Genomic DNA, 25,334 nt, shown 5'->3' on the forward strand with positions numbered 1-25,334 from the left:
TGTTCCCCCGTCATCCGGTCCGTCCGATCACCGTCACGCCGTAGTCCAGGGCCCCCTCGACGGAGAACCGGGGCTGCGAGCGTGGCGCCAGCATCTGCGTGAAGTAGCCGGCCACGCAGGGCATGACCGGGTCGGTGCACACCGCCGCCGGATCGGCCTGCCCGGCGTACTCGGTGAGCGCGTAAGCGGCGTAGCCCACGACGTGCACCTGCATTCCGGCGCGGCTGTCGTAGACCGGTACGAGCAGCGGCAGGTGCTGGTCACGGGCCTCGGCCAGCGCATCGGGACACGAGGTGGCAGCGGCGGCCATGTCCAGCGGGGGAGTGGGCTCCACCGCGCAGGTCCCACCGCTGTCCAGCCAGGTGAAGCCGCACGTCGTGCCGGTTCCGTCGTCCTCGGGGATGGCCGTCGCCGCGTTCGCGGGAGGCGGGGAAAGGCGGCGGGGCACCGCGCCGATCGTGTCCTCGGTGTCGTCCGGGATGCCGGGCACGCTGTAGAACGCCGACGGTATGCAGGCAGCTTGCAGTGCGAGCGAGCTGAGCCGCAGCGACTCGGCCGTGCCCCACGACACCCGGGAGCACGCGCCGACCCGGGAGCCTTTGTCCTCACCGGAGAAGGCCCCGGCGAGCGGCGCGGGCATGATTGTGTCACCAGCGTCGTCGTAGTAGGCGCGCACCTCGACGTACGGGCCGAAGGTCATCCGCAGCGACGGGCACTCGACATCGGTGTTCCAGACGGCGCAGTCGATGCCCTCGATGCACACCTGGGCGGCCACGGCTGCGCTCAGGTTGTTGCCGGGTTGCGGGCCGTACATTTGAGCCGCCACCAACTCATCGGCCTTGGGCTGCTGCTCCTGGTTGGTGCAGGCGTCCGGCGAGTCGATGCAGGCCTGCGCGATCGCCCAGGCTGCGGCGTCCGCGCCGGCCTGCAACTGCTCGCGCTTGGCGTAGAGGTTGCCGACGTCCACCACGATCGCGGTCGCGCCGATCAGCACGCCGCCGGACAGCAGCACGGCAGCGAGGACGGCGACCGCGCCACGGTCGTCGTCGCGTCGGAACAGCCGCTTCAGCCCACGCATGGCATCACGCCGGTGGCATGCAGCTCGAAAGATGTGACGTTGCGCCGGCCGAAGTGCGCCATGAGGCTGCCCAGGCCGGTTGGCGAGTCGTAGTACAGCGTGAGGTCGACTGTCGCGGACTCCGCGGAGTCGTCGTCGCACGTGGTGATGCTGGTGTCCAGCTGGGTGTTGCCGGCCGATGCGCCGAGGATCTGCTGGACGGTCTGGGTCACCGCAGCGGGATCGCCGTTGATCGCGGCCACCCGGGCGCCCTGGTGGGCCGCCTCGGTCAGGTTGAGCTGGCGGTTCCAGCCCAGCCCGAACTCGATGATGCCCAGGACGATCAGCAGCAGCAGGGGCAGGACGACCGCCATCTCAACGGCGGCCGCTCCCCGATCGTCATTGCGTCGCGGCGCCGGGCCGGTCAGGAACCGTCGTCGGTCCCGCCGCCGAGCTGGTTCGCCACGTCGTCGAACATGGCGTCGATGTTGCCGCCCAGCAGCGTCACGCTGGAGATGATGATCACGGCGATCAGCCCGACGAGCAGGGCGTACTCCACGGCGGTCGCGCCCTCGTCGTCGTGCGAGGGCCAGCGACGCGCCATCTCGCGCAGCAGGATGATGAGCATCGTGGTTCTCCTTCGAGGGTGCCGCGACTGTTTGCGCCGGCATGGTCAGCCTGTCGCAATGTGTATCGGTCCCTGGCGGAATCACTGAAGCTTTTGGCGCATTCATGGCAGCTCGGCAAACCAACCGGCAACCTGGGCGGGCGTCAGATCAAAGCCGGTGGCCCGGGCGCCGGCCCAGTTGACCCCCACCAGCAGGTCATCGCGGCGCAGGCCGGGCAGCCAGCTGTCCAGCCAGTCGGAGACGGGGATCTCGACCACGTCGAACCCCTGGTACGCCGGTACCGCGCCGACCACACGCCGGGCGCGTGACTGCTTGGACCAGAACGGCATGGCACGGGAACCATCCGCCGCGCGGGGGGCGGGGAAGCCACGCGGGTCCCGGATCGCATAAACCCGGCCTTCCTGAGGCACCTCACGGCGAAATGCCGCGGTGTGGGCCGCGCTGACCGACATGTGCCGTACCTCCTGAACCGACGCTGTTCCTTATCGTCGCCTGTCAGGAGGTTCTAGGTGATTTGTTCAGGTAAATCAGCCGAGTAGAGGCAGGCGGTGCACCAGCTTGTCGATCCGGTTCCGGGGTCCCACCAGGCTGATCGCGTGATAGGTGAGGGCGTCGGCATCTTGGAGCTGGCTCAGGTATTCGTCGTAGACCCTGGTGCTCTGGGCCTGGGCCGGCATGTCGGCAACGTAGACACCGATGCTGGCTGCGGCCTTGACCCGGATGGCCGCAAGCTTGTCGGCGGGCGCACCCAGCACCGTGCACCCGGCCCATGGCAACCCGGGATGGATCGTGCCGCCGGCGTCCTTGCCGTCCGGGCCGAGCAACCCGGTCACCGACGTGGCGGTTGCGGCGGCCACGCAGATCGCCGCGTTGGCTGCCCGCCCGGCCGGCAGAGCCTCGTCGACCACGATGACCCACTTGAGCCGCGCGCTGCGGGTCGGCTCGCCGGTGCGGATCTCGCCGGGCTCGAAGCCCACCTGATAAACGTCGCTCATGTCCGAAAACGGTAGGCAGGACTACGGTCCTAAGGCAAGGATTCCGTACTTGATTCGGTTAGGGTGGCCGGATGGCTGACCTGGACGAACTTGATACGGCGCTGCTGCGGGAGTTGCAGGTGGATGCACGGCGCACCAACCGCGACATCGCCGCCGCGGTGGGCGTCTCGCCGACCACGGCACTGGACCGGACGCGGGCCCTGCGCGAGCGTGGCGTGATCCGCGGGGCCAGCCTGCAGCTCGACCTGGCGGCCATCGGGCGGCCGGTGCAAGCCCTGATCGCGGTACGGATCCGTCCCCCGTCGCGCCGCAACATCGAGGCGTTCCGCAACTGGGTGACCGCGTTGCCGGACACGCTCGGCGTCTTCGTCACTACGGGCACCGAGGACTTCCTCATCCACGTCGCGGTGGCCGACAACGACAGCCTGTACGCCTTCGTCATCGACCGGCTCACCGAGCACGCCCACGTGGCCGACGTGCGTACCTCGGTCGTCTACGAGCACCTGCGCAACGACCGGATCGCGCCCATCAAGCCACAATAAGCGCATGGAGATCAGGGAAGCGACCGAGCAGGACTGGCCGGCGATCTACCCGTTCTGGTCCGCCATCGTCGAGGCGGGGGAGACCTACGCTTACCCGCTCGGGGCCAGCAGCGAGGATGCCCGGGGCTGGTGGATGGAGCCGGAGCCAGGGCACGTGGTGGTGGCTGTGGACGGGGACGCGGTGCTGGGGTCGGCCAAGATGGGACCGAATCGGCCGGGGCGTGGGTCGCACATCGCTACCGGCAGCTTCATGGTCGACCCGGCCGTGCACGGGCGCGGGGTGGGCCGGGCGCTGGGCGGTTACGTGATCGACTGGGCGCGCCGGGAGGGCTACCGCGGGATCCAGTTCAACGCCGTTGTGGAAAGCAATGCTGCGGCCGTACACCTGTGGAAGTCTCTGGGTTTTGCCGTGATGACCACGATTCCGGAAGCGTTCGATTCGGCTTCGGAGGGTCTCGTAGGGCTGCATGTTATGTACCAAAAACTGTAAGTTCGGCACGCGAGTCCCATTTGTCGCCTAACCTCGGGGTGTTCCAGCCAGCGGCATTCGGAGGTATCGGCATGCGCAAGATTCGGTGGGTCGCCGCGGTCGCGGCGGCGGTGGGCCTGGCAACGGTTGTCACGGGAGCGCCAGCGGTCGCGGCGGTCAAGGGCCCGCACCTGATCACCGACTGGGCCCGCGCGGTCCCGGCGCACCAGGGCACGTGGATCCAGCTGTACTGGAAGACCGGCAAGGCGGTGTGCGACGCCGAGGTCACCCTCAGCGGAACGGATGTCGACGTGATCTACCCGGACAACACCGAGCGGTACTCCTCGTTCGCCAAGGGCTCGTCGCTCAAGGCCGGCAAAACCGACCGGACGGCGATCAACGTGACCGCGCACTACGACAAGACCACAGTGGTCAAGCTCAAGGCAAAGATGGTCTACAACACCTGTGGCAAGAACGCGGTGGAGAAGACCGAGAAGGTCTCCGTCAACCTGCCTGTCATCGTCGACGACGTCTTCTAGGAACCGGCGGTTACGCGCGGCCGGCGGGGGCGGCCGGCCGCGCGTAAGTCTCCGCATCCAGCACCATCGCCAACGCCCGGGCCACCACTGCCGGGTCGTAGGTCGAGGCGTGGAACGTCGCTTCGAGGTGCAGCACCCCGTTCATCTCCGAGGTGGTCAGCGTGATGCCCTCCGGGCTGCTGGCCGTCGGCACGCTCTGGTTCACCCGGCCCGCCGCCGGCCCGGCCCACGGCAGATCGCTGAGCACGTCATGGCGGCCCTGGTTGCTGAACGTCAGCGCCGGCCGCGGGGTGGCCGGGGCCTGCGACGGGTACGGATCCGGCAGACCCGGCGCCCCGGACAGCAGGATCTTGCCCTCGCGCAGCACCATCATGCTCAGGATCCGGCCGGTGGCCAGCTCGGCCTTGAGCGTCGTGTGGATCGACTTCGGATCGGTCAGATCCGCCGGCGACAGGTACGGGCCCATCACGAAGTTGCTGTCGATGCTGACGTCCTTGCCGGTGTAGCGCCGCGCATCGGCGAGGAACACCCCGCCCCGCAGATCCGGCTCCAGCCCCAGCTCGCGCAGCGCCGTCGTGAACGCCGCAAACGTGATGGCAGACGTGGTCACCCCGGGGGCGTGCTGATCCCGCCAGGTGCGCATGGTGCCGAGCACGGTGGCCGAGCGGTCCGTCACCACGGTCAGGCTCGCAGTCCACGGTTGCATCGGGCCGGGCTCGGTGTGCGGCGGGCGCGCGAAGCTCAGCCCCTGCTTCCAGCGGCCCGGCTTGGTGCCGAACTGCTTCCACCAGGCCAGCGGCAACGCCCAGCGATGGCGCACCGAGGGGGCGACCACCGCGGCCCGATCCTCGGCGGCGGCCCGGATCAGCTCGCGCAGCAGCACGTTCACCGGTCCGGCGTCGCCATACGCGTGGGACACCTTCATCGCCACGTAGCCGCCGCCGGCCAGGATCCGCACCGGGTGATGCGCGCGCTGCTCGGCCTGCAGTTCCCGGGTCATGGCGTCGAAATCGGCCGGCTCGTCGCCCAGATCGGTCACCGCGTCACGCACGTAGCGGGCGAAGGCGGGAGCATCCATGTGCAGCCACCGCGCGCCGCTGCGGTCGAGGCTCGACACCGCCCGGTGCGCCGGGTCGGCGGCGTGCAGCCCGATCATTGCCTGGCGCAGCCGTTCCGCGCTCACCCCGGTCAACGGCCCGACCGTACGGATGTACTCCAGCGGCAACCACGCGCGCTCATGCAGCGTCAGGCTCGTAGCGGACATGAGAGTGACCCCTTCCGGGACTTCCTTGGCTCCTCGGGCGAACACGACACGCAACACGGTCGGCGCCACGAGCACGGTCTCGATGGCCATCACGGCTGCGACCCAGACGACCAGGTCGGTGAGGCTGCCCTGGCTGCCGCCGTACCAGGCCGCGATCAGCTCGGCCGCCCCGGCGAAGACGGCGAAGATGCCGGCGCCGCGCACGGTGCCCTGCACGCGGGAGATCGCCAGGAAGAAGTGGTGGAACACGAACGGGATGTAGGTCAGCGCAAGGATCGCCAGCGCGGAGCCGGCGGACTCGGCGTAGCCGGCGCCGAAGATCGACATGATCGGCCGGGCCAGCAGGGCCGTCAGCAGCGAAGCGGGCAGCCCCACCACCAGGCAGATCGCCAGCCCGACGCGGACCTTGGAGCGCAGGGCCGCCTTGTCGCCGCTGGCCACCGCGAACAGGGTGATGGCCACGTTGCCCGGAATCATCGACAGGAACGAGATGACCATGAACGCGGTGTAGAAAGACGCGTTCGCCTCGGCCGACAGCACCGCGGTCACCACCAGGGGCAGCGCGGCCCGGGGCAGATAGGTGGCCAGGTTCAGCAGGTTGTGATCAAAGGTTGACCGGCCGCGTCCGCGCAGGAGGTGGGCGTGTGGCCGTACCGAATCAATCAGGCCTCTGGTCCTCAGGCCCCGCCCCAGAATGGCGATCGAAGCCACCATGCCCGCGACCCACGTCAGCAGCAGCTCGCCGCCGCTGACGGTGATCGGCAGCAGCACCACCGCGCCGAGCAGCACCAGCTTGATCACCGAGAACCAGGCGTTGCGCATCAGCTGCATCGGGCCTTGCAGCAGGCCGACCAGCGCCTCATCGAGCACCAGAGTCATCGCGTTGAGGGCTGTTCCGACAACCAGCAGCAGGGTCGCGGGCGTGCTGCCGAGCGCATCGCGCAGCCCGGGGAACGCCCAGTGCGCCAAACCCACATAGATCAACCCGCCGGCCGTCGCGGCGGACCCGGCGACCAGCAGGCAGGTGGTGATCAGCTCCCACTTACGCCCGCGCAGCGTCGGCAGGTCGGAGATCAGCATGGTGCCCATGCCGAACATGCCGATGGTCCCGATCAGCGTCATCGCCGACACCGCCGCGGAGGCCTGACCGACGGCCTCGGCCGGAGCGGCGCGGGCGGCCAGCCACCAGTACGCGAACCCGAACAGCGAGGTGATCGCCGTCGTCGCCATCAGCGACCCGGCGTTCATCACCAGGTCCAGGTGGCCGCGCAGGACAGCAATGATGCCGGTACGCCCAGGCACCTCGGCTGTCGCGGTCTCCACCAAAACTGCACCCCCGTCGACGTGATCGACTGTCAACGGTAGTTACGCCGCGTAGTGAGTTGCCAGGGCGAATCGGGGCAGTCCCGGCTGGCCGAAAGGGGGAGGCGATGGGGCCTCAGTGACGGCTGTGACCAGGGACTATTCCTCCCACACCGGAACCGGGGGCAGACCGAGCTCGGCTCGGGCGGCATCGGTAAATTCCTGGATCAAATTGGTCTTACCGCGCGTATAAGCCTCGCCCTCTCCGAACCGGCGCATCAGGTCGCGTTTGAGCGCCGCGTAACGGTCGCGGGCCTCCGGGTGCGCCCGCAGGTAGTCGCGCAGCAGCCGCTGGTTGCGTTCGGGCCAGCTCACGGTCGTCACCACGTGCAAGTGGTAGCGCAGGCTGTCGTAGTCCTCGCGTCGGTACAGCAGGCGGTCGGGCATGCTGCTCGGCTCGTGGCGGTAGCCGAGCGACGCGAGCGCGTCGTCGTTCACCTCGTCCAGGTCGGGGGCTGCGGCGAGAAGATCAATCACCGGCTTCGCGGCCAGTCCGGGCACCGCCGTGCTCCCGATGTGTTCGATCTCATCGAACAGCGGGGCCAGCACCGAGACCGCCTGCTGCCCGCGCTCGACCCAACGCGGATCCGGCTCGGCGACAGTCACAACCAGCCTGCTTTCTTCAGTCGTCGATGAAGCGCTACGGCGGCCACCGCCATGGCCAGCAGCGCGGCGGGATAGCCGTACTTCCAGTTCAGGCCGGGCAGGTTCGCGAAGTTCATGCCGTACACACCGGCGATGGCGGTCTGCACGGCCGCGATGGCCGCCCACGAAGCGATCTTGCGCATGTCGTTGTTCTGATCCACCGACACCTGGGCCAGCCGCGCCTGCAGGATGGAGTTGATCAGGTCGTCGTACCCGGCGACGCGTTCCACGGCCCGGGTCAGCCGGCTGCGCACATCCACCAGGTAGGGGACCAGAGAGGAAGGAAGGAGGTCGCCCTCCACCAGCCGTTGTACGGGGTCGCGAAGCGGCAGCACGGCCCGCTTGAACTCCACCAACTCCCGCTTGAGCTGGTAGATCTGCGCGATGTCGGGGGCGTCGCTGGCTTCCACGGCCTCGAGATCGCGTTCCACCCGCCCGGCCACGTCGAGGTACAGCTCCACCATCCGGTCGCACACCGCAAAGGCAACGGCCCACGGACCTTCAGCCAGCAGAGCCGGTCGCCCTTCAAGATTTTTCCGTACGGTACGAAGCGCGCCCGCCGCCCCATGCCGGATCGTGATGACGAAGGTCGCACCCACGAGCACGGTCACGTCCCCGGTGTCGACCACCTCGGAGGTGGCGGTCAGCTGCTCATGCTCGACGTACTCGGCCGTCCGCAGCACCAGCCGGGTCACATCCCCGATGATTTCCACGGCGGGCCGGTGCCCACCGGAGGAGGCCTGGCTGGCGGTCAACTCATGCAACCCGAACGCAGCGGCGATCGAGGTCATGGTCAACTCGTCCGGCTCATGCAATCCCAGCCAGACAAAGGAGTTGCGCTGGCGCCGCACCCCGCGAACGGCATCGGCGTAGTGCACAGCCCCCGGCCGCCGCCCACCGCCGGAGTAGACGGCACAGTCAACAACAGCCCCGGGATTGCGCCCCCGCTGCTGAGGAACAACCCGCCGAGCCCCACTGAGCTGCCCGATCAACCGGCCGAACGCGCGCGGAATCGCATACGGCTCCCGCCGCCACCCGACCATCCGCCCGCACTCCTCCGCTCAAGCCTGCACAGCAAATGCACACTCACGAGCCTTGACGTTAGCGGGCGCCCGCAGCCCCCCACAGACCCGGCGTCCAACTCCGTCGATCTCACCTGCGCCCTTCCGTGCTCCGGCCGCCTGTCGTCCCGGCCCGGCCTGTCCGTGCCCGGCCTGTCCGTGCCCGGCCTGTCCGTGCCCGGCCTGTCCGTGCCCGGCTTCGGCCGCTAGCTCCGCGATCATCAGTCCGTGCTGATCTGATCCCGATCTTCGTCTTCTCACCTCCGGTCAGGTTGTGGCCGCAATCAGGGGCATCCTGGACGCATGGCGAACACCAGCGCGCGGATGCTCCGGCTGCTCTCCTTGCTGCAGACCCACCGCTACTGGCCCGGTGCGGAACTTGCGGACCGCCTGGAGGTAAGCCCTCGGACCCTGCGCCGAGACGTGGACCGCCTGCGCGAACTGGGCTACCCGGTGGACGCCAGCCGCGGCGTAGCGGGCGGTTACCAGCTCCAAGCAGGCGCGGCCATGCCTCCACTGCTGCTCGATGACGAGGAAGCCGTGGCCATTGCCGTCGGTTTGCGCACCGCAGCGGCCGGCGCGGTAGCCGGCTTCGAGGAAACCTCCGTCCGCGCCCTCGCCAAAGTCACCCAGCTTCTTCCACCCCGCCTCCGCAAACGCATCGACGCCCTGCGTGCAGCCACCGCCCCTGGCGCCTTCTCCGCCGATAGCCCACCCCTCGACGCCACCACCCTGACCACCATCGCCCTGGCTTGCCGCGCCGAAGAACGCCTCCGCTTCGCCTACACCCCGCGTACCTCCGACTCCACCAGCCCAGCACCCCCGATGACCGAGCGTCACGTGGAGCCGCATCGGCTGGTTTCGCTGGGCCGCCGCTGGTACCTCCTCGCCTGGGACCTGGACCGCACCGATTGGCGCAGCTTCCGCGTGGACCGCCTCAGCAAGCCCGCCCCCACCGGCGCCCGGTTCCGCCCACGCGACATCCCGGGCGGGGACGCCGCTGCGTGGTTGCAGTCCCGCCTGTCCGGTGCAGGGCAGCGTTACGAGGTGTCGATCCTGATTGGTCGCGAGGCCGGAGTCGTGCGCGACTTCGTGGGGCATTGGGGCCAGGTCGAGCCGATCGATGAGGGGTGCCGGCTGCGCATGAACGTGGACGACCTGAACTGGCCGGCCATGGTCCTGGGCTCGCTGGGTGCCGCCTTCGTCATCGAGTCCCCTCCCGAGTTGCACACCAAGGTTCGCCAAGTCGCCGAAACCCTCATGCAAGGAACCCAGACCGCCGGCCCGCCAACAGCCGCGCCACCAGTCCAGTAGTAGGCGCGCCGCCTGCCCGGCAACCGGGCAGGCGACCGCCGTGGATCGGCACCCCCGTGGCGCCGATCCACGGCAACGAACCTAGCGGCCCCCTCTGACATTTTTCTGCGGCGACCATCCACAGTGGCTCGGAGCTGCGACAACCGATCGGCCCGGCGGCGAGACGAAAACCGGCCCGGCGGCAGGACGCTGACCGGCCCGGCGGCAGGGCGCTGACCGGTGGCAATGCGCTGATCGACCTGCCGGCAAAGCGCAGCGGCAAGGCGGTGACCCGTCTCCGCCGAGACGACGACCGGTTCGCCGGCAAGACGACCGAGGTGCCGCAAAGGAGATCGCCGACAGAACCTGACTGCCGACGAGACGCCACAGCGGCAACGAAAGTCGCGCGCTTACTGCGTACCGGAAAAACCTGGGGCTTGCTTGGTGCTCGGGGTGGCATTATTCGCGAGGCGAGAGTGAGGTGGGACGGCTATGCGATCCGTCGATGAGTTGGTTCGGGCGACGAATTCCGGGCGGCGTGTCAAATATCTGTTCTTCTGGGGGCATCAGCCGCAGCGGGACGGCGGTATTGGCGCGAGTTGCTTGAGTCAGTGGTTTCCGGCCGAGTTTGTTGTGGACGGATTGGCGTTTGCGACCGCTGAGCATTACATGATGTGGCGTAAGGCCAGGCTGTTCGATGACCAGGAAGCGGCTGAGCGCATTCTTGCCGCTCGGCATCCGCGCGAGGCCAAGCTGCTCGGCGGGCGGGTTCGCGGTTTCGATGAACAGGTGTGGGAGCGTGAGCGGTTCGCCATTGTCACCGAGGCCAGCGTGCAGAAGTTCGGCCAGCAAAAGGACATGCAAACCTTTTTGACAGGTACGGCCAACCGAGTGCTCGTCGAAGCCAGCCCCACGGACCGTATCTGGGGCATCGGGCTGGCCGCCACCGACGAGCGCGCCGGAAATCCCTCGCGCTGGCGCGGCCTCAATCTGCTCGGCTTCGCCCTCATGGCCGCGAGGGACAACTCTCTCATGGCCGCGAGGGACAACTCCCTCATGGCCGCGAGGGAAGACCTCACCAGCGCCGCGGAGAGCCACCCCGATCCCGAATAGTCGCCCAAACCACCTTGCCGCCCACCGTTCGCATGGCGCCCCAAGCCACCGAATCCGCATCCACCACCAGCAACCCATGGCCCCGCTCGTCCAGCGGTCGTCCGGCGATCACCGGGGCCAATGCTCGAACGTGTGGCAGCGCCGGATCGTGATCGCGGACCGCCAAGTGCAAGCCGGTGCCACGGCGGGAGACCGAGACTTCCATGGGCGTACGGGCGTGCTCGATCGCGTTTCCGACAAGTTCCGACATGACGGCTCGGCCCGGGTGCAGCAGGCTCGGCAACTGCCACTGATGGCAGGCCTCGCCGACCAGGTTGCGGGCCGCGCTGGAGGATTCCGGAGCCGGGGGCAGGGACAGCCGGATCGGGGCTGTGCCGGGCGGGCAGTCCACGAGTGAGTCCCGCGCAGCCGCCACCGTCGGGAACGCGTTCTCGATGTGGTCGCGCAGGATGCTGTGCGGCGGCAGGCACACGGCCAGTCTTGTGGGTTCGGCATCGCGGGCCAGGGCCAGCCAGGTTGGCGCGCTCTGGCCTTGCGGGTCGTCGAGTTCGGCCAGGTCGACGGTGATGCCGGAGGGGCACTCGGCCAGGCATTGGCGGATCATGGCGGGCAGGGTCGCCGCGAGTGCTGCCGTCCAGGGTCCCCGGACGACGATGTCGATCACCGCGCCGTCGTCATCGGTGGTCACCCTCACGCTGGTGTCACGGGAATCGAAAAGGTACGGAGGTTCTTCCTCCATGGCGCGGCCTCCCCGTGGTCGAGTACTCAGATCTTTCGGTGCGGATCGGAACTCGTCAACGTATGCATCACCGCAAAGGATTAGTCCCTTCGGCGGGGATTGGCGGGGCGGTTCCGGCCGGGTTTTGTCACAGGGCCCCGGCAAGATGGTGGCGTGACGAACCTAGGCGCGATTTTCCTCCCCCAGAACCCTCCCGAACGGCTGCCCGAGGTGGCCCGCGCCGCCGACGCGGCCGGCCTGGACCAGCTCTGGCTGTGGGAGGACTGCTTCCTCAACAGCGGCATCGCGGCGGCCTCGGCGGCGCTCGCCGGCACCACGAACCTGCAGGTCGGCATCGGTCTGATGCCGGTGCCGTTCCGCAATGCAGCCCTGGCCGCGATGGAGGTCGCCACGCTGCACCGGCTCTTCGGTGACCGGGCAATCGCCGGCTTCGGTCACGGCGTGCAGGACTGGATGGGCCAGGTCGGCGCCCGCGCGCAGTCGCCGATGACGCTGCTGCGCGAATACACCACGGCGCTGAAGTCGCTGCTCAACGGCGAGGAGGTGACCACCGACGGCCGGTACGTCAAGCTCGACAAGGTCAAACTCGACTGGCCGCCGGCCTCGCCGCCGCGGGTGCTGATCGGGGGCATGAAGCCCAAGACCTTGCAACTCGCGGGCGAGCTTGCGGACGGCACAATCCTTGCGGGGGGCACGTCCCCAGCGGCCGTCCGGGCAGCCGTCGAGCACATCAAGCCCGGCGACAAGCACGAGATCGTAGTGTTCCTTCCGGCCGCTTTCGGCCCCGGAGCGGCCGACCGGCTCGCCCGCAAGCAGGAATACTTCCGCTCGGACTGGCCCGGGGTGAGCGGCACAGCCGAGGAGATCGCCGCCGGCGTGCGTGCGGTGGCCGAAGCGGGCGCGACCAGTGTGGTGCTGGAGCCGACCAACGAGGACCCGTACCCGGTGGAAGAGTTCGTGCAATTCGTGGCCAAGGATGTACGCGCGCTCGTTGAATGAGGCGTGGCCATTTCGCCGTACCTGAGGGAGCTGCGTGCTGTTGTCGGCACCCGCCTGCTGTTTCTGCCGGGAGTGACCGCCGTCGTCTTTGATGAGGAGGGGAGGGTGCTGCTGGGGCGCCGCGCGGACGACGGCACGTGGGCCTTGATCGCCGGGGTGATGGACCCGGGGGAGCAGCCTGCGCAAACGGTCGTGCGTGAGGTGTGGGAGGAGACGGCCGTCCACGTCGTGCCCGAACGTATCGTCGCCGTGACCACGCATCCGCCGAACGTCTACCCGAACGGCGACCGCACCGAGTACGTCGACATCACGTTCCGCTGCCGGGCCACCGGCGGACAGGCGCGGGTGAACGACGACGAGTCCTTGGAGGTGGGCTGGTTCGCCGTGGACGCTTTGCCGCCGCTGTCCGACCGGCAACGCACCCGCATCGAATGGGCACAACAACCCGACGCGGCCGCCCATTTCCAGGTCTGAAGCGCCCACGCACCGGTGTTGAAGCGCCCGCGCGCCGGTGGAAAGCCGGCGAAGAGCGGGAAGCCGGCGAAGAGCAGCTAGATCTGGCGGGCGCGGACGTGATCGTCGAACCAGGTGCAGCCGACCAGGAACCGCTTCGTGCCGACGATCTCGAAGCCGTGCTTGGTGTAGAACCTCGCGGCCCGCTCGTTCTGCTGGTTCACGCCGAGCCAGCACAGCGTCGCGCCCGTAGCCGCCGCGGCCTGCACGGTAGCCGTCATCAGCGTCGCGGCCAACCCGGAGCCGTGGTTGTCGAGCAGCACGTAGAACTTGCTGAGTTCGATCGCGCTGCCACCGTCCGGTGTGGCCGGCTTCACGGTCGCGGCGAGGTCGGCGTCCGCGATCTCGCCGCCCACCAGCATCGAGTAGCCAACCGGCCGGTCTTCGTTCTCGGCGAGCAGCAGCACCCGTAGCGGGTCGGTGAGGTAGTTCTCGAAGCTTTCGCGGGACAGCCTGAGCGCGATGAACGCGTCGATGTCGCTCTGCGCAGTGCCCGCCGGCGTGGCCAGCCCGAAGGTGCGCGCCGCGACATCGTGCAGGACGGCCGCGTCCTCAAGGGTCGCGCGCCGCGTTGAGATTGCCATCTTGTCACTTTATCGACCGGGTCGGCGACCCTGGGATGGGAGCGATCCCAGAGGCCGTGACCGGAAACTGGAAAGAGGGTTTAATATTTCGGGCGGACCGGCCGGCGGTTCCTGCGAGAAGGGCGTAGTGGTGACGAGAGAACTGGGCGATGTCATACCCGTCCCCGCCGAGGTGCGGCCCGATGCGGCCGTTGACTTCGCCATTGATTCCGGTACGTCCATAAGTGCGGCTCCGGGCCTCGAACAAGTGGCCGACTACCTGGTCGCAGTCCTGCGCCCGGCCACCGGCTTCGAGCTGGCGATCAACTCCGGTGCCGGGGCGATCGCGCTGGCCGTGGACCCGGAACTGGGCTCTGAGTCGTACCGGATGGACGTTTCCTCGCAGCGGATCGTGCTCACCGGCGGTGACCCGGCGGGGGTCTTCTACGCCGTGCAGACACTGCGCCAACTGCTGCCCGTGGAGATCTACGCCGACAGTGCGCAGCAGGCCGACTGGATCGTGCCCGGCGGGGTGATCGTGGACCGGCCGCGCTTCAGCTATCGCGGGGCCATGCTCGACGTCGCGCGGCACTTCTTCACCGTCGACGAGGTCAAGACCTACCTCGACGCGCTCGTCCAGTTCAAGATCAACCACCTGCACCTGCACCTGACCGATGACCAGGGCTGGCGCATTGACATCGAGAGCTGGCCCAAGCTGACCGCGCTGAGTGGCGGCGATGGCACGGGCGTGGACGGACTCGGCGGCGGCTGTTACAGCAAGGGCGACTACGAGGAGCTCATCTCGTACGCGGAGAAGCTCTTTGTCACGATTGTCCCCGAGATCGACATGCCGGGGCACGTCAACGCCGTGCAGGTTGCCTATCCCGAGCTGACTGCAGACGGCGTCGCGCCCATGCCGCGCACCGACATGGAGGTCGGCTACAGCTCGCTGGTGGCCGGCAAGGACGAGACTTACGCGTTCGCCGACGACGTGATCCGCGAGATGGCCGCGCTGACCCCCGGGCCCTACCTGCACATCGGTGGCGACGAGGCGCAGGCCACCACGGCCGAGGACTACCGCACCTTCATCGTGCGGGTGCTGCCGCTGGTGACCAAATACGGCAAGCGGCCCATCGGCTGGCACGAGATGGCCGCCGTTGACCTGCCCACCGCCGCCGTCGCACAGTTCTGGCGCATCGAGGAAGCCGACGAGGGCACCGCTCGGGCCGCGGCGCGCGGCAACAAGATCATCATGTCGCCGGCCGACAAGACCTACCTGGACATGCGCTACGCCGCCGACACCCGGCCCGGCCTGGAGTGGGCCGGACTGATCGACGTCAAGACCGCGTACGGATGGGAGCCGGCCGAACGGCTGCCCGGGGTGGGGGAGGAAGCCCTGCTCGGCGTGGAAGCACCGCTGTGGTCCGAAACGCTGCGCAGCCTCACCGACGCGGAGACGATGACGTTCCCACGGCTCCCGGCGATCGCGGAGATCGGCTGGTCACCGCGCGATTCCCGGGACTGGGAGTCCTTCCGCGCCCGGCTCGCCGAGTACGGCCCACGCTGGCGGCAGCAGGGCATCGCGTTCCACCCCTCGCCGGAGATCGACTGGCCCTAGGTCACCACGATCTTGGCGCCGCTGGCCACCCGGGCCGGGATCCGGCTCAGGTCGACAGCCATGTTCTGCGGCGGCACGTAGTAGTCCAACTGGGCCAGGCGTTGCACGAGCGTGCCGAGGATCGCGATCGTCAGCTGCTCGCCGGGGCAGCGGTGACCTGTTCGCGGGTCGCCGCCGCCCTGCGGGATGAGCTCGAACTCGCCGATCGGGCGATCCAGGAAGCGCTCGGGACTGAACGCGTACGGGTCGGGCCACAGCTTGGGATCGTGGTTCTGGCCGTACACGTCGAGCAGGACCAGGGTGCCCCGCGGGACCTCCTCGCCCTCGAAGAGCATGTCGTGGGTGGCCCGCCCGCCGAGGAACGGGGCGAACGGGTAGAAGCGGCGAACCTCGTGCACGAAGGCCGTGGTGAACGCGTCGTCGCCGGAACGCAGGCGGGCGGCGTGCTGCGGCCAGCGGTCGAGGGCGTGGGCGGTATAGGCGACAAACCAGGCCACCGCTGTTGCCGGGCGGATGATGTTGAGCAGTTCGACAGCGGCGGTGCGCGGGTCGAGGGGTCCGCCGTCCTGCTCGAAGAAGGCCACCTGGGCCAGGGCCGAATCGGGGGCGGCGGGGGAGCGCTTTGTTCGTACCTGGTCAATCAGGGACGCCAGCCACCGCTCCCGCCGGTGCCTCGCCCGCAGCGCCCGCCAATGGCGCGGACCAACCGTCGCAAAACCGTCAACCATCGCCAGGAGATCCGCCGCCAGGCCGTCCATCTCGTCATCTTCCAGCGGTATGCCGGTCCAGCGCGTCACGCCCCGGGTGATCGCCCGCGCCGACTCGTCCATCAGGGTGATCTCGCCCCCGCCGCGCCACGAGTCCGCGGCCTGGTCAAAAGCCTCACCCACAAGCTTGGCGGCCGCATCGATCCCGTCACCCATCAGCAACGGTACGAACAAAGCCTTGCGCGCCCGATGAGCCTCGCGATCCAGCGTATGCACCGCGCCCTTGCCGAACAGCGTGCTGACGACCAGGCTGGGCAGCGCCGTGTGCCGCTCCACATTGTTGGCCGCATAGAAGAAGCGGGTCGCCTCGGTACCGCAGATCCCGACCGCCGGCTGTCCCATGACGCGCAGGTGCACCGGGCCGCCGCCCGCCTCGCGTCGCAGGTCAGGCAGCCAGGCGTATCCCTTGAGCGCGGCCAGGGCAGTCTGATCAAGCTGAGCCATGATCCCTGCATCCCCGCCAGGGACCCGGCGAAACGACCGCCGCCACGAGCGTCCGAAATCTTTCTTAAATCTCGACAACCGGCGGCGACGATGTTCTCCCAGTTCAAGCCGCCTTCATGAGGATCACAGTCGATCTACCCCATGCCGGAGTGTCCCACCCCCGCCCTACTGTTGCTCGGGTGCGAAAGTTGGTGTGGACGTCGGTCCTCGCGCTGGCCGGCTTCCTGACGGTGGCTGCGCTGCAGCTCGTGGTGGTTGTCGTGCCGGTCATGCTGGTGCTCACGACCTTGCCGGGCTCGGCAGCGGCACGGATCGGCGTGCCCGTGTGCACAGCCACGGTTGGCGTGATGGCGTACGCGACCTGGCGCGCCCTGCACCATCGCCGCCCCGAACCGGTCGGCATCCCGGTGAGCCGCCAGGACGCGCCCGACCTGTGGGCCGTTCTGGACGCGGCAGCCGTTGCCGCCGGCACCCGGGCCCCCGACCGCCTGACCATCGTGGCCGACGCCGTGGCCCGGGTCGTGGAACGCACCCACCTGCTCGGGGTGATCGGCGGTCGCCGCGACTTCTACCTCGGACTACCGCTGCTGCAAGCCTGGGACATCAAGCACCTGCGCGCGGTAGCCGCCCACGAGCTGGCCCACTACTCACCCCGCCTCGGCCGTCTGGCCCCGCTCGCTTGGCGTGGGCGCGCCGCCATCGCCCGGGTCGCTCCGCGCATCTCCCGCCGCAACCCAGCCGGCCCGCTCCTGCGTACGTACGCCACCTTCTACCGCCGCGTCGACGCCCCCTTCAGCCGCGCCCAGGAACTGCAGGCCGACCGCATCGCCGCCGAGTTCGCCGGGCCGGCCGCGGCGGCTGCGGTGCTGCGCGACCTCCCGGCGCTCGACGCGGTCCACCGGGTGTTCCACGCCGAATACCTCGGACCCGGCTTCCAGGCCGGTCACGTACCGGACGACATCTTCGGCGGCTTCCTGCGCGTGCTGTCAGCCCGGGCCGAGGACGTCGCTATCCTGCGCGCCCGCGAACCCGCACCGCCGTCCACCTGGGACACTCACCCGGCACGCCAGGAGCGGCTGGCCGCGCTGGCCAGCTCCGCGCCGCCCGCACCGGTGTCACCGGCTCCCGCCGAAGACCTCGCCGCCGTGGCCGCGGGCGCCTCCACCGCGAGTTCGGTAGCGGTCGCCGACCGGGCCCCGGAAGAATCCGCGACCGGACCGGCCCCTGACTCCCTGCCGCCGGCTGACTCTCCGCCGCCGGCCGATTCCCGGGCGCCTGCTGATTCCCGGGCGCCGCGCCGGGAACGTTCTGCCCCGGCGTTGACGCTGGTCCCGGACCTGCCTGGGCTCGGAAAGGTGCTGCAGCAGGTGGCGTACCCGCCGCAAGGCCGCACCCGGGTGGGCTGGGACGAGTTCTTCGGCGCCGCGCGCACCGTGGAGATGCAACGCGAGGCCGACGCCGCGCTGACCACGCTCTCCCGCGCGGCCGGCAGCCCCGTCACCACCCCCGCCGACGTGCTCGACCTGGCCGCCGACGGTCGCCTGCACAAGATCGCCGAACAGGTCTTCCCCGACCTGCCGCCCGACAAGACCACCGGCCGGACCGTCGAGTTGGTCACCCTGCTGCTGGCCCTGGCCGCCCTGCGCAGCGGCGCGGCCCGCTGGCGGCACAGCTGGACCGGTACGGCCGAGCTGGTGGCCGTAGACGGGTCACATCTTGATCTCGGAGGACTGGCTGCCCTGGCTGTTGACCCGGCGACCGTGGACACGGCTCGGGAACGGCTGACAGCGCTGGACATCGACGTGGCCACCGCACCCTCGGCCGACCTGCCGCCGGCCCGGCCCGAGGTGGTGGGCGGGGTGGTCAACCTGGTCGTGGACGGTTCGCGCACCGACGTTCTGATTGTCGACACGGGACTGGTCCTGGTGCCCGGCCTGCCCCGGACGCAGAACGGTTCGGCGAAAAGCCGGCTCGCCCGCGTCGCCGCTGAGGATCCAGCGCAGCGTTCTTTGCAGACGCGGTTCGTGGCGTACGCCGACGTGGTGAACGCGACCCAGCTCAAGCGGCGCTCGTGGACACTTGATCTGCGCGACGGCGGCACGCTGAGTGTGCGCAGCGCGCTGGATTCCGACGAACTGCCCGGTGGATGGTCCGCCCTGGACAACGCCGTCGACTTCTTGTCCCGTACGAGATGAACCTTCGAGGTCTCCGGCCCGTGCTCCTTGGGTGAAGCCAGGTCGTGTCGCTCCGGCCGGAGTCGCATCGGCGACTGAGGCGTAACCGGGACATCACTCGGCGTCACAATGAAGATCCGGCGACGTTTGCTTACCGTTCGTGGAAATGGGTAGAGAGTTTTCCCGCGATCTAGCGAAAATCGTCGTAACACGGGGGGAGAGGGCGTCGATGGAACGGGGACCTTTGGCGCTCTTCGGGGCCATCCTGGCGGTGGGCCTGGGACCGGCGTTGTGGCTGGGCGCGCAATTCGGTGAGTCAACGGTGACGCCGCAGCGTCCCCCGGCGGTGACAGTCCAGCAGAACGAGGTCATCCCGCCCGCTGGTGGCGATGAAACCGGCGGCAGCGGTGACGGCGGCACGGGCGCAGGCGATACGCCCACCGACCCGGCCCAAATCGTCGCGAATAACCCCAAAAAGAACGCGGGGCCACGGAAGACCCGCTCGGAGGCCACGCCGACAGCAAGCCCGTCGGAGTCGGCTTCGCCGTCCGCATCGGAGGATGCAGACCCGTCGGCCAAGGAACCGGCGAGCTCGCAATCCCCGCCGACCGGCGACGACACCTCCGACCCGGCCACGCCGCCCACCGAGTCGACAACCAACCCGGCTGGCGACCCGACCGGCGGAACCTCCGACGAGCCCACCGATCCGGATATTTCGACTCCGGACGGGGCTGCCGGCGACGGCGTTCCGGCGGCTTACGATCCGTCCTGAGGGCGCGAGGGCCGCACCCCCGCCTACTACTTATGGCCGATCACCAAGCCCAGCGAAACCCGCCCTCCGGCCGAAGCGTGTACCTCCCATGATCAAGCAGGCTGCGAGGCCGGAGACGTTCATGGGGGAGATCGATGGTCACTCGTCGGGCAATAATGCGTGGAGGTCTGTTGGCTGCCGGTGGTGCGGCCACCGCCTTCGCCGGCACCGATCAGGTCAAGCACTGGCTGGGCTGGGACCGGCCACCGCTGGGTGGCGGGTACGCCTCGGCGGCCGACAACCTCGGTGCGGTGGCTCATGGTGGCGTGAAAATTCACTACTTCCAGCCGACCGCCGAGAAAGTTGTGGCGCTGACCTTCGATGACGGGCCGCTGCCGGACTACACGCCGCGGTTCCTCGACGCCCTCGACACGGCTCAGGTGCCCGCCACCTTCTTCCTCGTCGGCAGCCATCTGGAAGAGCATGCCGACCTGGTTCGCGGCCGCCTCGACCGGCACGAGGTGGGCAATCATTCCTGGTCGCACGACGATCTGGCCACGCTGGACCTGGACGGCGCCCGCCGCGAGCTGGAGCGCACGCACGAGGCCATCAAGCGGCACCTCGGCCGCGAGGTCACGGTGATGCGCCCGCCGTACGGTCATCTCGGCGGCTCGACCGTGCTGGCGGCCGACACGATGGGTTACGACATCGCGCTGTGGTCGCACCAGATGCACGAGCGCAACTTCGCCGATGACCCCGCCGGTCAGGCGCGCAACCTGATCGAGACGGTGCGTCCGGGTTCGATCGTGCTGGCTCACGATGCCGGTGACAAGCGCCGCCTGATCGCGTTGAACTCGCTACCCGCCATGATCGCTGGCCTCAAGACGCGCGGCTACGAGTTCGTCACCCTGTCCGAGCTGTGGCGATCCAAGTAGGTCGCGGCCAGGCCCCGCGCGGTGCCCACGAACAAGGATCGCAGCTCAGCGGGTTCCAGCACCTCGGCATCGGCCCCCAGTTTGAGCAGCTCGATGTGCCCATGCTTCGCTGATTCGATCGGCACTTCGGTGGTCAGCCAGCCGTCCGGACCGGGCTCCGACGCGTACGCCTGGGCCGTGCGGGCCATCTCCGGCGGAAAAATGAACGGCATCCGCGCCAGCGCCTCGGGGGTCAGCCGGACGATGGCTCGCCCGGTGTAGACGCTTTGTTCGTACCGGTCAGTCCAATCCCGCCAGAAGCGCGCAAGATCAAATTCTTTCGGCCGTACGACCACAGCTTCCAGAAGTTGCGCCTCAAGAATGTTGACGACGCGGTAGGCGGTCACGCGGTCGCCCGACTTCGCGACCAGATACCAGCGTCCGGCTTTGAGGACCACGCCCAACGGAGACAAGGTACGGGTCACTTCCCGCGGCGCCCGCCACCGGCGGTACCTGACTTCGAGCTGACGTTCCTGCCACACCGCGCCGGCCACGGTAGCCAGGTAAGGGGTGGATTCGTCGGCGCGGAACCAGCCCGGAGCGTCCAAGTGGAACCGGTCGCGCACCTGGTCGGCCCGATCGGCCAGCTCACCTGGCAATGCGGCCCGCAGCTTGAGTTCGGCGGCCGCCAGCACCGACCCGAGCCCCAGCTCAGCAGCCGGCCCCGGCACGCCGGCCAGGAACAGTGTGCCCGCCTCGGCCTCGGTCAACCCGGTCAGCCGGGTGCGATAGCCGTCCAGCAACTGATAGCCACCGGTAGGCCCGCGATCGGCGTACACCGGCACCCCGGACGCCCCCAGCGACTCAACATCGCGGTAAACCGTGCGGATCGAGACCTCAAGCTGGTCGGCGAGTTCCCGCGCGGTCATCCGCCCACGCGTCTGCAGCAGCAACAACAGGGAGACCAGGCGAGATGCACGCACCCGCCCAGTCTCCCTCAGTGGCTCACAGTCCCGTGATGCGGTTGAGAATGTCGCGGTAGCCGCGTAGCTGCACGCGCAGCGTCTCGGTGTCGTCGCTGGCACCGCCGAGCCCGTCCTTACGGGACTTCAGGCTCGCGGTCAGTTGGTCGACCGCCTCCTCGACCAGCTTGGCCGCCTCCTCGGTCGCTTCCTTCGGGCTGTCCACGAAGCGCAACTGCACGTCACGCCAACGTTCCTTGAGGGCGGTGGCGTCGTTCGCCGCGAACAACGTGTCCGGAGCTTGCTGCTGTTCGGGCTGCGCCGCGGGCACCGGGACCGGCACCACCGGGGGCTGCTCGCCGGGGATCGCCTGCTCGTCGTGCGCCCGGGTCTCCAGCGGTCGTGCCGTGGCCGGGTCGATCGCCTGCGGGTCCTCGAAGCCGCCCTCATCCTTGAGCACCCGGTCCGTCACGTCGTTGCCGCCCTTCGGCTCCTCGGTCGTGTCCGTGTCGTCAAGCGGTACGTCCACAACATCATCGTGGTGCGCTTCCGGCCGATCACCGGCGATGCTTGCCGCGTACGTCGTCGTGTTGGTCTCCGAGGGTGACTCGACTGTCTCCGCAACCGGGCCGGGCTCGTAGGCCTGCGTACGCTCCGGGTCGTCGATCACCTGGGTGTCATCTCGGTGGTGGTCTTCCGCGGGTACGGCGGCCGGGGCGCTCGCTTCGGCCGGAGTGGCCCACGGCGACGGCGGGCGGGGGCCGGGCACCGCGACCGGCTCGGACTGCACCCGGTCGGGGTGCTGCTCGTCGGCGGCGCGGTGATCGGGGTCGTCGTCCGGCGCCTCGCGGGCGTCGTTGGAGAAGAAACGCATCATCGGGCTCCTCAGCGGCTGGTGGCGTCGGTGTCGTAGTCGTTGATCTTCTGGGCCGGAATCTTCGGCTCGCTGTCAGGCACGACCGCACCCTCCGAGCGGACCGGGTTTTCGCCGAGCAGGTCGGCGAAGAGCGCGCGGTAGTGCACGAGAGCCTGGCGCAGGTCCTCGGTGTCCGCCTCACCCCGCTTGTTGCGCTCGCTGATCGCGTGCGCGTCGCGGTAGTGCTCCAGCGTCTTGGCGTGCTGCACCGACAGGTTGGCCACCTGCTCGTCATAGTCGCCGGTGGGGTATCCCCGCTCGGCAATCAGCCGGGTCACCAGCTCGTCGGCGGTGTTGACGGCTTCCTTGGGCGCGTCGACGAACTGGATCTGCACCTCTTCCCAAGCGACCGAATACTGGGCCTTGGCCTGCGCGGGCAACGCCTTGAGCTCGAACTGCGAGACGCGCTTCTGACGTTCCAGCAGCTCCTTCTCCCCGGCGGCGCGGCTGTCGGCGTCCCCGACGACGCGGTCGTACTCCGGGCCGAACTTGTGCTGCAGCTTCTTGCGGCGCGAGTTGCGCACACCGATCAGGACGGCGGCGATCACCACCAGCAGGACGACGATGAGAATGATCACGGATGTGGGGGACATCGGTCTCCTCCTTCTTCACCGGTGGATATGCCCACTCAACCGTGATCATCAATCATCGGGCTCGGATCAAAGCCACTTATCCACAGGGGTGGTGGATGGGCTGGCCATGATTACGTATCCTCGCGGGGGCGTACGCGAGTCATAGACAGATATTGAATCGTGTACGCGGTCCTGCACCCGTTCGGGCGGAGTCTGATGAGAACCCGGAGTTGGTCGATCCGTTCGAAGATCATTGCGCTGGTAGTGGTCCCCTTGGTCGCACTGCTGGCGCTCTGGTCCTTCGCAACGGCAATCACCGCAGGCCCGGCGGTCAACCTGTTGTCGGCGCGCACGCTGCTCGAATCGGTTGGCGATCCGGGCGAGGTCCTCGTGGGCGAGCTTCAGCGCGAGCGCAAACTTTCTGTCGCCTATCTGTCCGACCCCAAGGCCGATGCGGCGTCGCTCACCGCCCAGCGCGCCGTCACCGACCGCGCCGCCACCGACTTCACCAGCACTGCCGTGGACGCGGTCAGCGGCGAGGCCTGGCGCGCGGCCAGCGGCACGCTTGAGACGCGCATCCGCCAGATCGTCACCGACCTCGAGGGGCTCGGCAAAGCCCGCGGCTACATCGACGCCCGGGATGTCGACGTGGTGGGCGCGCAAAACCTCTACAACAGCATCATCGACACCAGCTTCGAGATGTTCGCGGCCACCGCCACGTTCGGCGACGAGAAGGTCGACCGGGAGATCCGGGCGCTGACCACCGTCGGCCGCGGTCAGGAGCACCTCAGCCGGGTCGACGCGCTGCTCGCCGGGGCCAACGAAGCCGGCAAGCTGAACGCGGCGAGCCGGGTCGAGCTGCTGCAGGCGATCGGCACCTCCCGCTTCCTGTTCAGCCAGGGCGTTGCCGACCTGCCCGAACGCGACCGGGGCGCCTACCAGAAGCTGAGCAACGGCGCCGCGTTCGGCCGGCTCACCGAGCTGCAGGACCGACTGCTCTCCGAGAGCCGAGCCGGTCAGGCATCCCCGGTTCCTCAGGACGCCTGGCAACCCGCATACGACACGTCGACCCAGCAGCTGCGCGCGTTCGAGCTCAACGCAACCGACTCCCTCGCCGAGGACGCCCGCCCGGTCGCCATCTCCATCCTGCTCCGGCTCGCTCTCGCGGGCCTGCTCGGCTTGGCCGCCATCATCGTGTCGATCGTGGTGTCCCTCCGGGTCGGCCGCTCCATCGTGGGCCGCCTGGTCCGGCTGCGCGGCGAGGCCCTGGAGATGGCCGACGAACGCCTGCCCTCGGTCATCGGCCGGCTCCGGCGCGGCGAAACCGTCGACGTGGACGCGGAAACCCCGCCGCTGGAGTACGGCCGCGACGAGATAGGCCAGCTCGGCCACGCGTTCAGCGAGGTGCAGACAACCGCCGTACAGTCCGCCGTGGACGAGGCCAACGTGCGCCGCGGCATCAACGAGGTCTTCCTCAACATCGCCCGCCGCAGCCAGACCCTGCTGCACCGCCAGCTGGCCCTGCTCGACCGCATGGAACGCCGCGAAACCGAGCCCGCCGAGCTGGAAGACCTCTACCGCGTCGATCACCTGGCCACCCGCATGCGCCGCCACGCCGAAGACCTGGTCATCCTGGCCGGCGCGGCCCCCGGCCGGGGCTGGCGCAACCCGGTTCCGCTGATCGACGTCATCCGCGGCGCCATCAGCGAGGTCGAGGACTACAAGCGCATCGACATCGTCGCCATCCAGCCCTCAGCCGTCCTCGGCCGCTCGGTCGGCGATGTCATCCACCTGATCGCCGAGCTGCTCGAAAACGCCACATCCTTCTCCCCGCCCACAACCCGCGTGCAGGTAAGCGGCCAGATCCTCCCCAACGGCTACGCGATAGAGATCGAAGACCGCGGCCTGGGCATGTCGGCCGACGCGATCACCGAAGCCAACCGCAAACTCGTCGAACCCCCCGAGTTCGATCCCACCGACAGCGCCCGCCTGGGCCTGTTCGTCGTAGCCCAACTGGCCGCCCGTCACACCATCCGCGTCAGCCTGCGCCCCAGCCCCTACGGCGGCGTAACCGCAGTGGTCCTCATTCCGAGCGATTTGACCACCGCAGCCCCACCCGGTCCCGGAGCCCTGCAGATCGGCCCCGACCCCGCTCCCTACTCCGCAGCCTTGGATCCATCCGCCGCTCCGCCCGCTGATTCCCTTGGCTTGGCTCCTTCCGCTGGGATTCCCGTCTCGGACCCGGCCGCTGACGTGCCCGCCGCGGTCCCGTTGACCGGCGGTCCTGCGAGAGCCCCTTCTGCCGCCGCTGGCCTCGACGCCGAGCGCCCGGAGGCCGGCACCGCCAAGCCGATCACAGGCCCCGCCCCCAGCGCCGTAGCAGCCGGCCTCAGCGCCGACGGACTGGTCCAACGCCGCGGCTCAGCGTCCCGC

The 25,334-nt window shown here is 69.0% G+C and carries 26 protein-coding genes; 12 read left to right on the forward strand and 14 right to left on the reverse strand.

Annotated features, from left to right (window positions below; translation table 11 throughout):
• Positions 1-10: 10 nt before the first annotated feature.
• From TFC3_RS06215 to TFC3_RS06235, 5 genes are all read right to left on the reverse strand, one after another.
• The gene (locus TFC3_RS06215) at positions 11-1,078 is read right to left on the reverse strand and encodes a pilus assembly protein TadG-related protein (RefSeq protein ID WP_067496810.1); all 1,068 of its coding nucleotides are present in this window, start codon (positions 1,076-1,078) and stop codon (positions 11-13) included.
• The gene (locus tag TFC3_RS06220) at positions 1,066-1,485 is read right to left on the reverse strand and encodes a TadE/TadG family type IV pilus assembly protein (RefSeq protein WP_255363800.1); all 420 of its coding nucleotides are present in this window, start codon (positions 1,483-1,485) and stop codon (positions 1,066-1,068) included. The genes TFC3_RS06215 and TFC3_RS06220 overlap by 13 nt, the downstream gene beginning before the upstream one ends.
• On the reverse strand, positions 1,482-1,685 hold the full coding sequence (locus tag TFC3_RS06225; RefSeq protein WP_082771879.1) for a Flp family type IVb pilin: 204 nt from the start codon (positions 1,683-1,685) through the stop codon (positions 1,482-1,484). The genes TFC3_RS06220 and TFC3_RS06225 overlap by 4 nt, the downstream gene beginning before the upstream one ends.
• Positions 1,686-1,787: 102 nt before the next feature.
• Complete coding sequence (locus TFC3_RS06230; RefSeq protein ID WP_067496818.1) at positions 1,788-2,138, reverse strand: DUF2750 domain-containing protein; 351 nt, start codon at positions 2,136-2,138, stop codon at positions 1,788-1,790.
• Positions 2,139-2,213: 75 nt separating this feature from the next.
• Complete coding sequence (locus TFC3_RS06235; protein WP_067496821.1) at positions 2,214-2,681, reverse strand: DUF2000 domain-containing protein; 468 nt, start codon at positions 2,679-2,681, stop codon at positions 2,214-2,216.
• Positions 2,682-2,752: 71 nt separating this feature from the next.
• Between TFC3_RS06235 and TFC3_RS06240 the strand changes: the two genes are divergently transcribed.
• The 3 genes from TFC3_RS06240 (at position 2,753) to TFC3_RS06250 (ending at position 4,231) form a co-directional block, all read left to right on the forward strand.
• Complete coding sequence (locus tag TFC3_RS06240; protein WP_067496824.1) at positions 2,753-3,223, forward strand: Lrp/AsnC family transcriptional regulator; 471 nt, start codon at positions 2,753-2,755, stop codon at positions 3,221-3,223.
• A 4-nt stretch (positions 3,224-3,227) separates the two neighbouring features.
• The gene (locus TFC3_RS06245) at positions 3,228-3,713 is read left to right on the forward strand and encodes a GNAT family N-acetyltransferase (RefSeq protein ID WP_067496827.1); all 486 of its coding nucleotides are present in this window, start codon (positions 3,228-3,230) and stop codon (positions 3,711-3,713) included.
• A gap of 71 nt (positions 3,714-3,784) precedes the next feature.
• The gene (locus TFC3_RS06250) at positions 3,785-4,231 is read left to right on the forward strand and encodes a hypothetical protein (protein ID WP_067496829.1); all 447 of its coding nucleotides are present in this window, start codon (positions 3,785-3,787) and stop codon (positions 4,229-4,231) included.
• Positions 4,232-4,241: 10 nt separating this feature from the next.
• On the opposite strand, the gene TFC3_RS06255 is transcribed toward TFC3_RS06250, so the two are convergent.
• The 3 genes from TFC3_RS06255 to TFC3_RS06265 all read right to left on the reverse strand — a co-directional run bounded on the left by TFC3_RS06255 (position 4,242) and on the right by TFC3_RS06265 (position 8,545).
• A complete protein-coding gene (locus TFC3_RS06255) occupies positions 4,242-6,818 on the reverse strand; it encodes a lipopolysaccharide biosynthesis protein (protein ID WP_067496832.1) in 2,577 nt (858 codons plus the stop codon).
• Between the two features lie 138 nt (positions 6,819-6,956).
• Positions 6,957-7,463, reverse strand: coding sequence for a GrpB family protein (locus tag TFC3_RS06260; RefSeq protein ID WP_201787122.1), 507 nt, complete (start codon positions 7,461-7,463; stop codon positions 6,957-6,959).
• Positions 7,460-8,545, reverse strand: coding sequence for a magnesium and cobalt transport protein CorA (locus tag TFC3_RS06265; RefSeq protein WP_067496835.1), 1,086 nt, complete (start codon positions 8,543-8,545; stop codon positions 7,460-7,462). The genes TFC3_RS06260 and TFC3_RS06265 overlap by 4 nt, the downstream gene beginning before the upstream one ends.
• Positions 8,546-8,866: 321 nt before the next feature.
• On the opposite strand from TFC3_RS06265, the gene TFC3_RS06270 reads away from it, so the two are divergent.
• Positions 8,867-9,877, forward strand: a complete 1,011-nt coding sequence (locus TFC3_RS06270) for a YafY family protein (RefSeq protein WP_067496838.1) — start codon at positions 8,867-8,869, stop codon at positions 9,875-9,877.
• 471 nt (positions 9,878-10,348) lie between these two features.
• A complete protein-coding gene (locus TFC3_RS06275; RefSeq protein WP_067496841.1) occupies positions 10,349-10,969 on the forward strand; it encodes an NADAR family protein in 621 nt (206 codons plus the stop codon).
• Here the strand turns inward: TFC3_RS06275 and TFC3_RS06280 are convergent.
• The gene (locus tag TFC3_RS06280) at positions 10,932-11,708 is read right to left on the reverse strand and encodes an ATP-binding protein (RefSeq protein WP_067496843.1); all 777 of its coding nucleotides are present in this window, start codon (positions 11,706-11,708) and stop codon (positions 10,932-10,934) included. The genes TFC3_RS06275 and TFC3_RS06280 overlap by 38 nt on opposite strands.
• Positions 11,709-11,861: 153 nt before the next feature.
• On the opposite strand from TFC3_RS06280, the gene TFC3_RS06285 reads away from it, so the two are divergent.
• On the forward strand, positions 11,862-12,707 hold the full coding sequence (locus TFC3_RS06285; protein ID WP_067496846.1) for an LLM class flavin-dependent oxidoreductase: 846 nt from the start codon (positions 11,862-11,864) through the stop codon (positions 12,705-12,707).
• A gap of 3 nt (positions 12,708-12,710) precedes the next feature.
• Positions 12,711-13,181: an NUDIX domain-containing protein gene (locus tag TFC3_RS06290; RefSeq protein WP_067496849.1), complete on the forward strand. Its 471-nt coding sequence runs from the start codon at positions 12,711-12,713 to the stop codon at positions 13,179-13,181.
• 77 nt (positions 13,182-13,258) lie between these two features.
• Here the strand turns inward: TFC3_RS06290 and TFC3_RS06295 are convergent, their stop codons facing one another.
• A complete protein-coding gene (locus TFC3_RS06295) occupies positions 13,259-13,804 on the reverse strand; it encodes a GNAT family N-acetyltransferase (RefSeq protein ID WP_067496852.1) in 546 nt (181 codons plus the stop codon).
• A 130-nt stretch (positions 13,805-13,934) separates the two neighbouring features.
• On the opposite strand from TFC3_RS06295, the gene TFC3_RS06300 reads away from it, so the two are divergent.
• Positions 13,935-15,401, forward strand: a complete 1,467-nt coding sequence (locus TFC3_RS06300) for a beta-N-acetylhexosaminidase (protein WP_067506088.1) — start codon at positions 13,935-13,937, stop codon at positions 15,399-15,401.
• Here TFC3_RS06300 and TFC3_RS06305 read toward each other — a convergent pair.
• A complete protein-coding gene (locus TFC3_RS06305) occupies positions 15,398-16,612 on the reverse strand; it encodes a cytochrome P450 (RefSeq protein WP_067496855.1) in 1,215 nt (404 codons plus the stop codon). The genes TFC3_RS06300 and TFC3_RS06305 overlap by 4 nt on opposite strands.
• A gap of 179 nt (positions 16,613-16,791) precedes the next feature.
• Between TFC3_RS06305 and TFC3_RS06310 the strand changes: the two genes are divergently transcribed.
• From TFC3_RS06310 to TFC3_RS06320, 3 genes are all read left to right on the forward strand, one after another.
• A complete protein-coding gene (locus TFC3_RS06310; RefSeq protein ID WP_067496858.1) occupies positions 16,792-18,807 on the forward strand; it encodes a M48 family metallopeptidase in 2,016 nt (671 codons plus the stop codon).
• 208 nt (positions 18,808-19,015) lie between these two features.
• Positions 19,016-19,558: a hypothetical protein gene (locus TFC3_RS06315; RefSeq protein ID WP_153040113.1), complete on the forward strand. Its 543-nt coding sequence runs from the start codon at positions 19,016-19,018 to the stop codon at positions 19,556-19,558.
• Between the two features lie 170 nt (positions 19,559-19,728).
• Positions 19,729-20,472, forward strand: coding sequence for a polysaccharide deacetylase family protein (locus tag TFC3_RS06320; protein WP_236718010.1), 744 nt, complete (start codon positions 19,729-19,731; stop codon positions 20,470-20,472).
• On the opposite strand, the gene TFC3_RS06325 is transcribed toward TFC3_RS06320, so the two are convergent.
• Genes TFC3_RS06325 through TFC3_RS06335 form a run of 3 tightly spaced genes read right to left on the reverse strand, consistent with a single transcriptional unit; the run spans position 20,430 to position 22,922 of the window.
• Complete coding sequence (locus TFC3_RS06325) at positions 20,430-21,434, reverse strand: YafY family protein (protein WP_067496867.1); 1,005 nt, start codon at positions 21,432-21,434, stop codon at positions 20,430-20,432. The genes TFC3_RS06320 and TFC3_RS06325 overlap by 43 nt on opposite strands.
• A gap of 22 nt (positions 21,435-21,456) precedes the next feature.
• Positions 21,457-22,287: a hypothetical protein gene (locus tag TFC3_RS06330; RefSeq protein WP_153040114.1), complete on the reverse strand. Its 831-nt coding sequence runs from the start codon at positions 22,285-22,287 to the stop codon at positions 21,457-21,459.
• 11 nt (positions 22,288-22,298) lie between these two features.
• Positions 22,299-22,922, reverse strand: a complete 624-nt coding sequence (locus TFC3_RS06335; protein ID WP_067496873.1) for a hypothetical protein — start codon at positions 22,920-22,922, stop codon at positions 22,299-22,301.
• 195 nt (positions 22,923-23,117) lie between these two features.
• On the opposite strand from TFC3_RS06335, the gene TFC3_RS06340 reads away from it, so the two are divergent.
• A partial coding sequence (locus TFC3_RS06340; protein WP_082771881.1) for a nitrate- and nitrite sensing domain-containing protein occupies positions 23,118-25,334 on the forward strand: 2,217 nt, incomplete at its 3' end.

It is taken from the genome of Actinoplanes sp. TFC3 (assembly GCF_001553785.1).
In the GTDB taxonomy this organism is placed as follows: domain Bacteria; phylum Actinomycetota; class Actinomycetes; order Mycobacteriales; family Micromonosporaceae; genus Actinoplanes.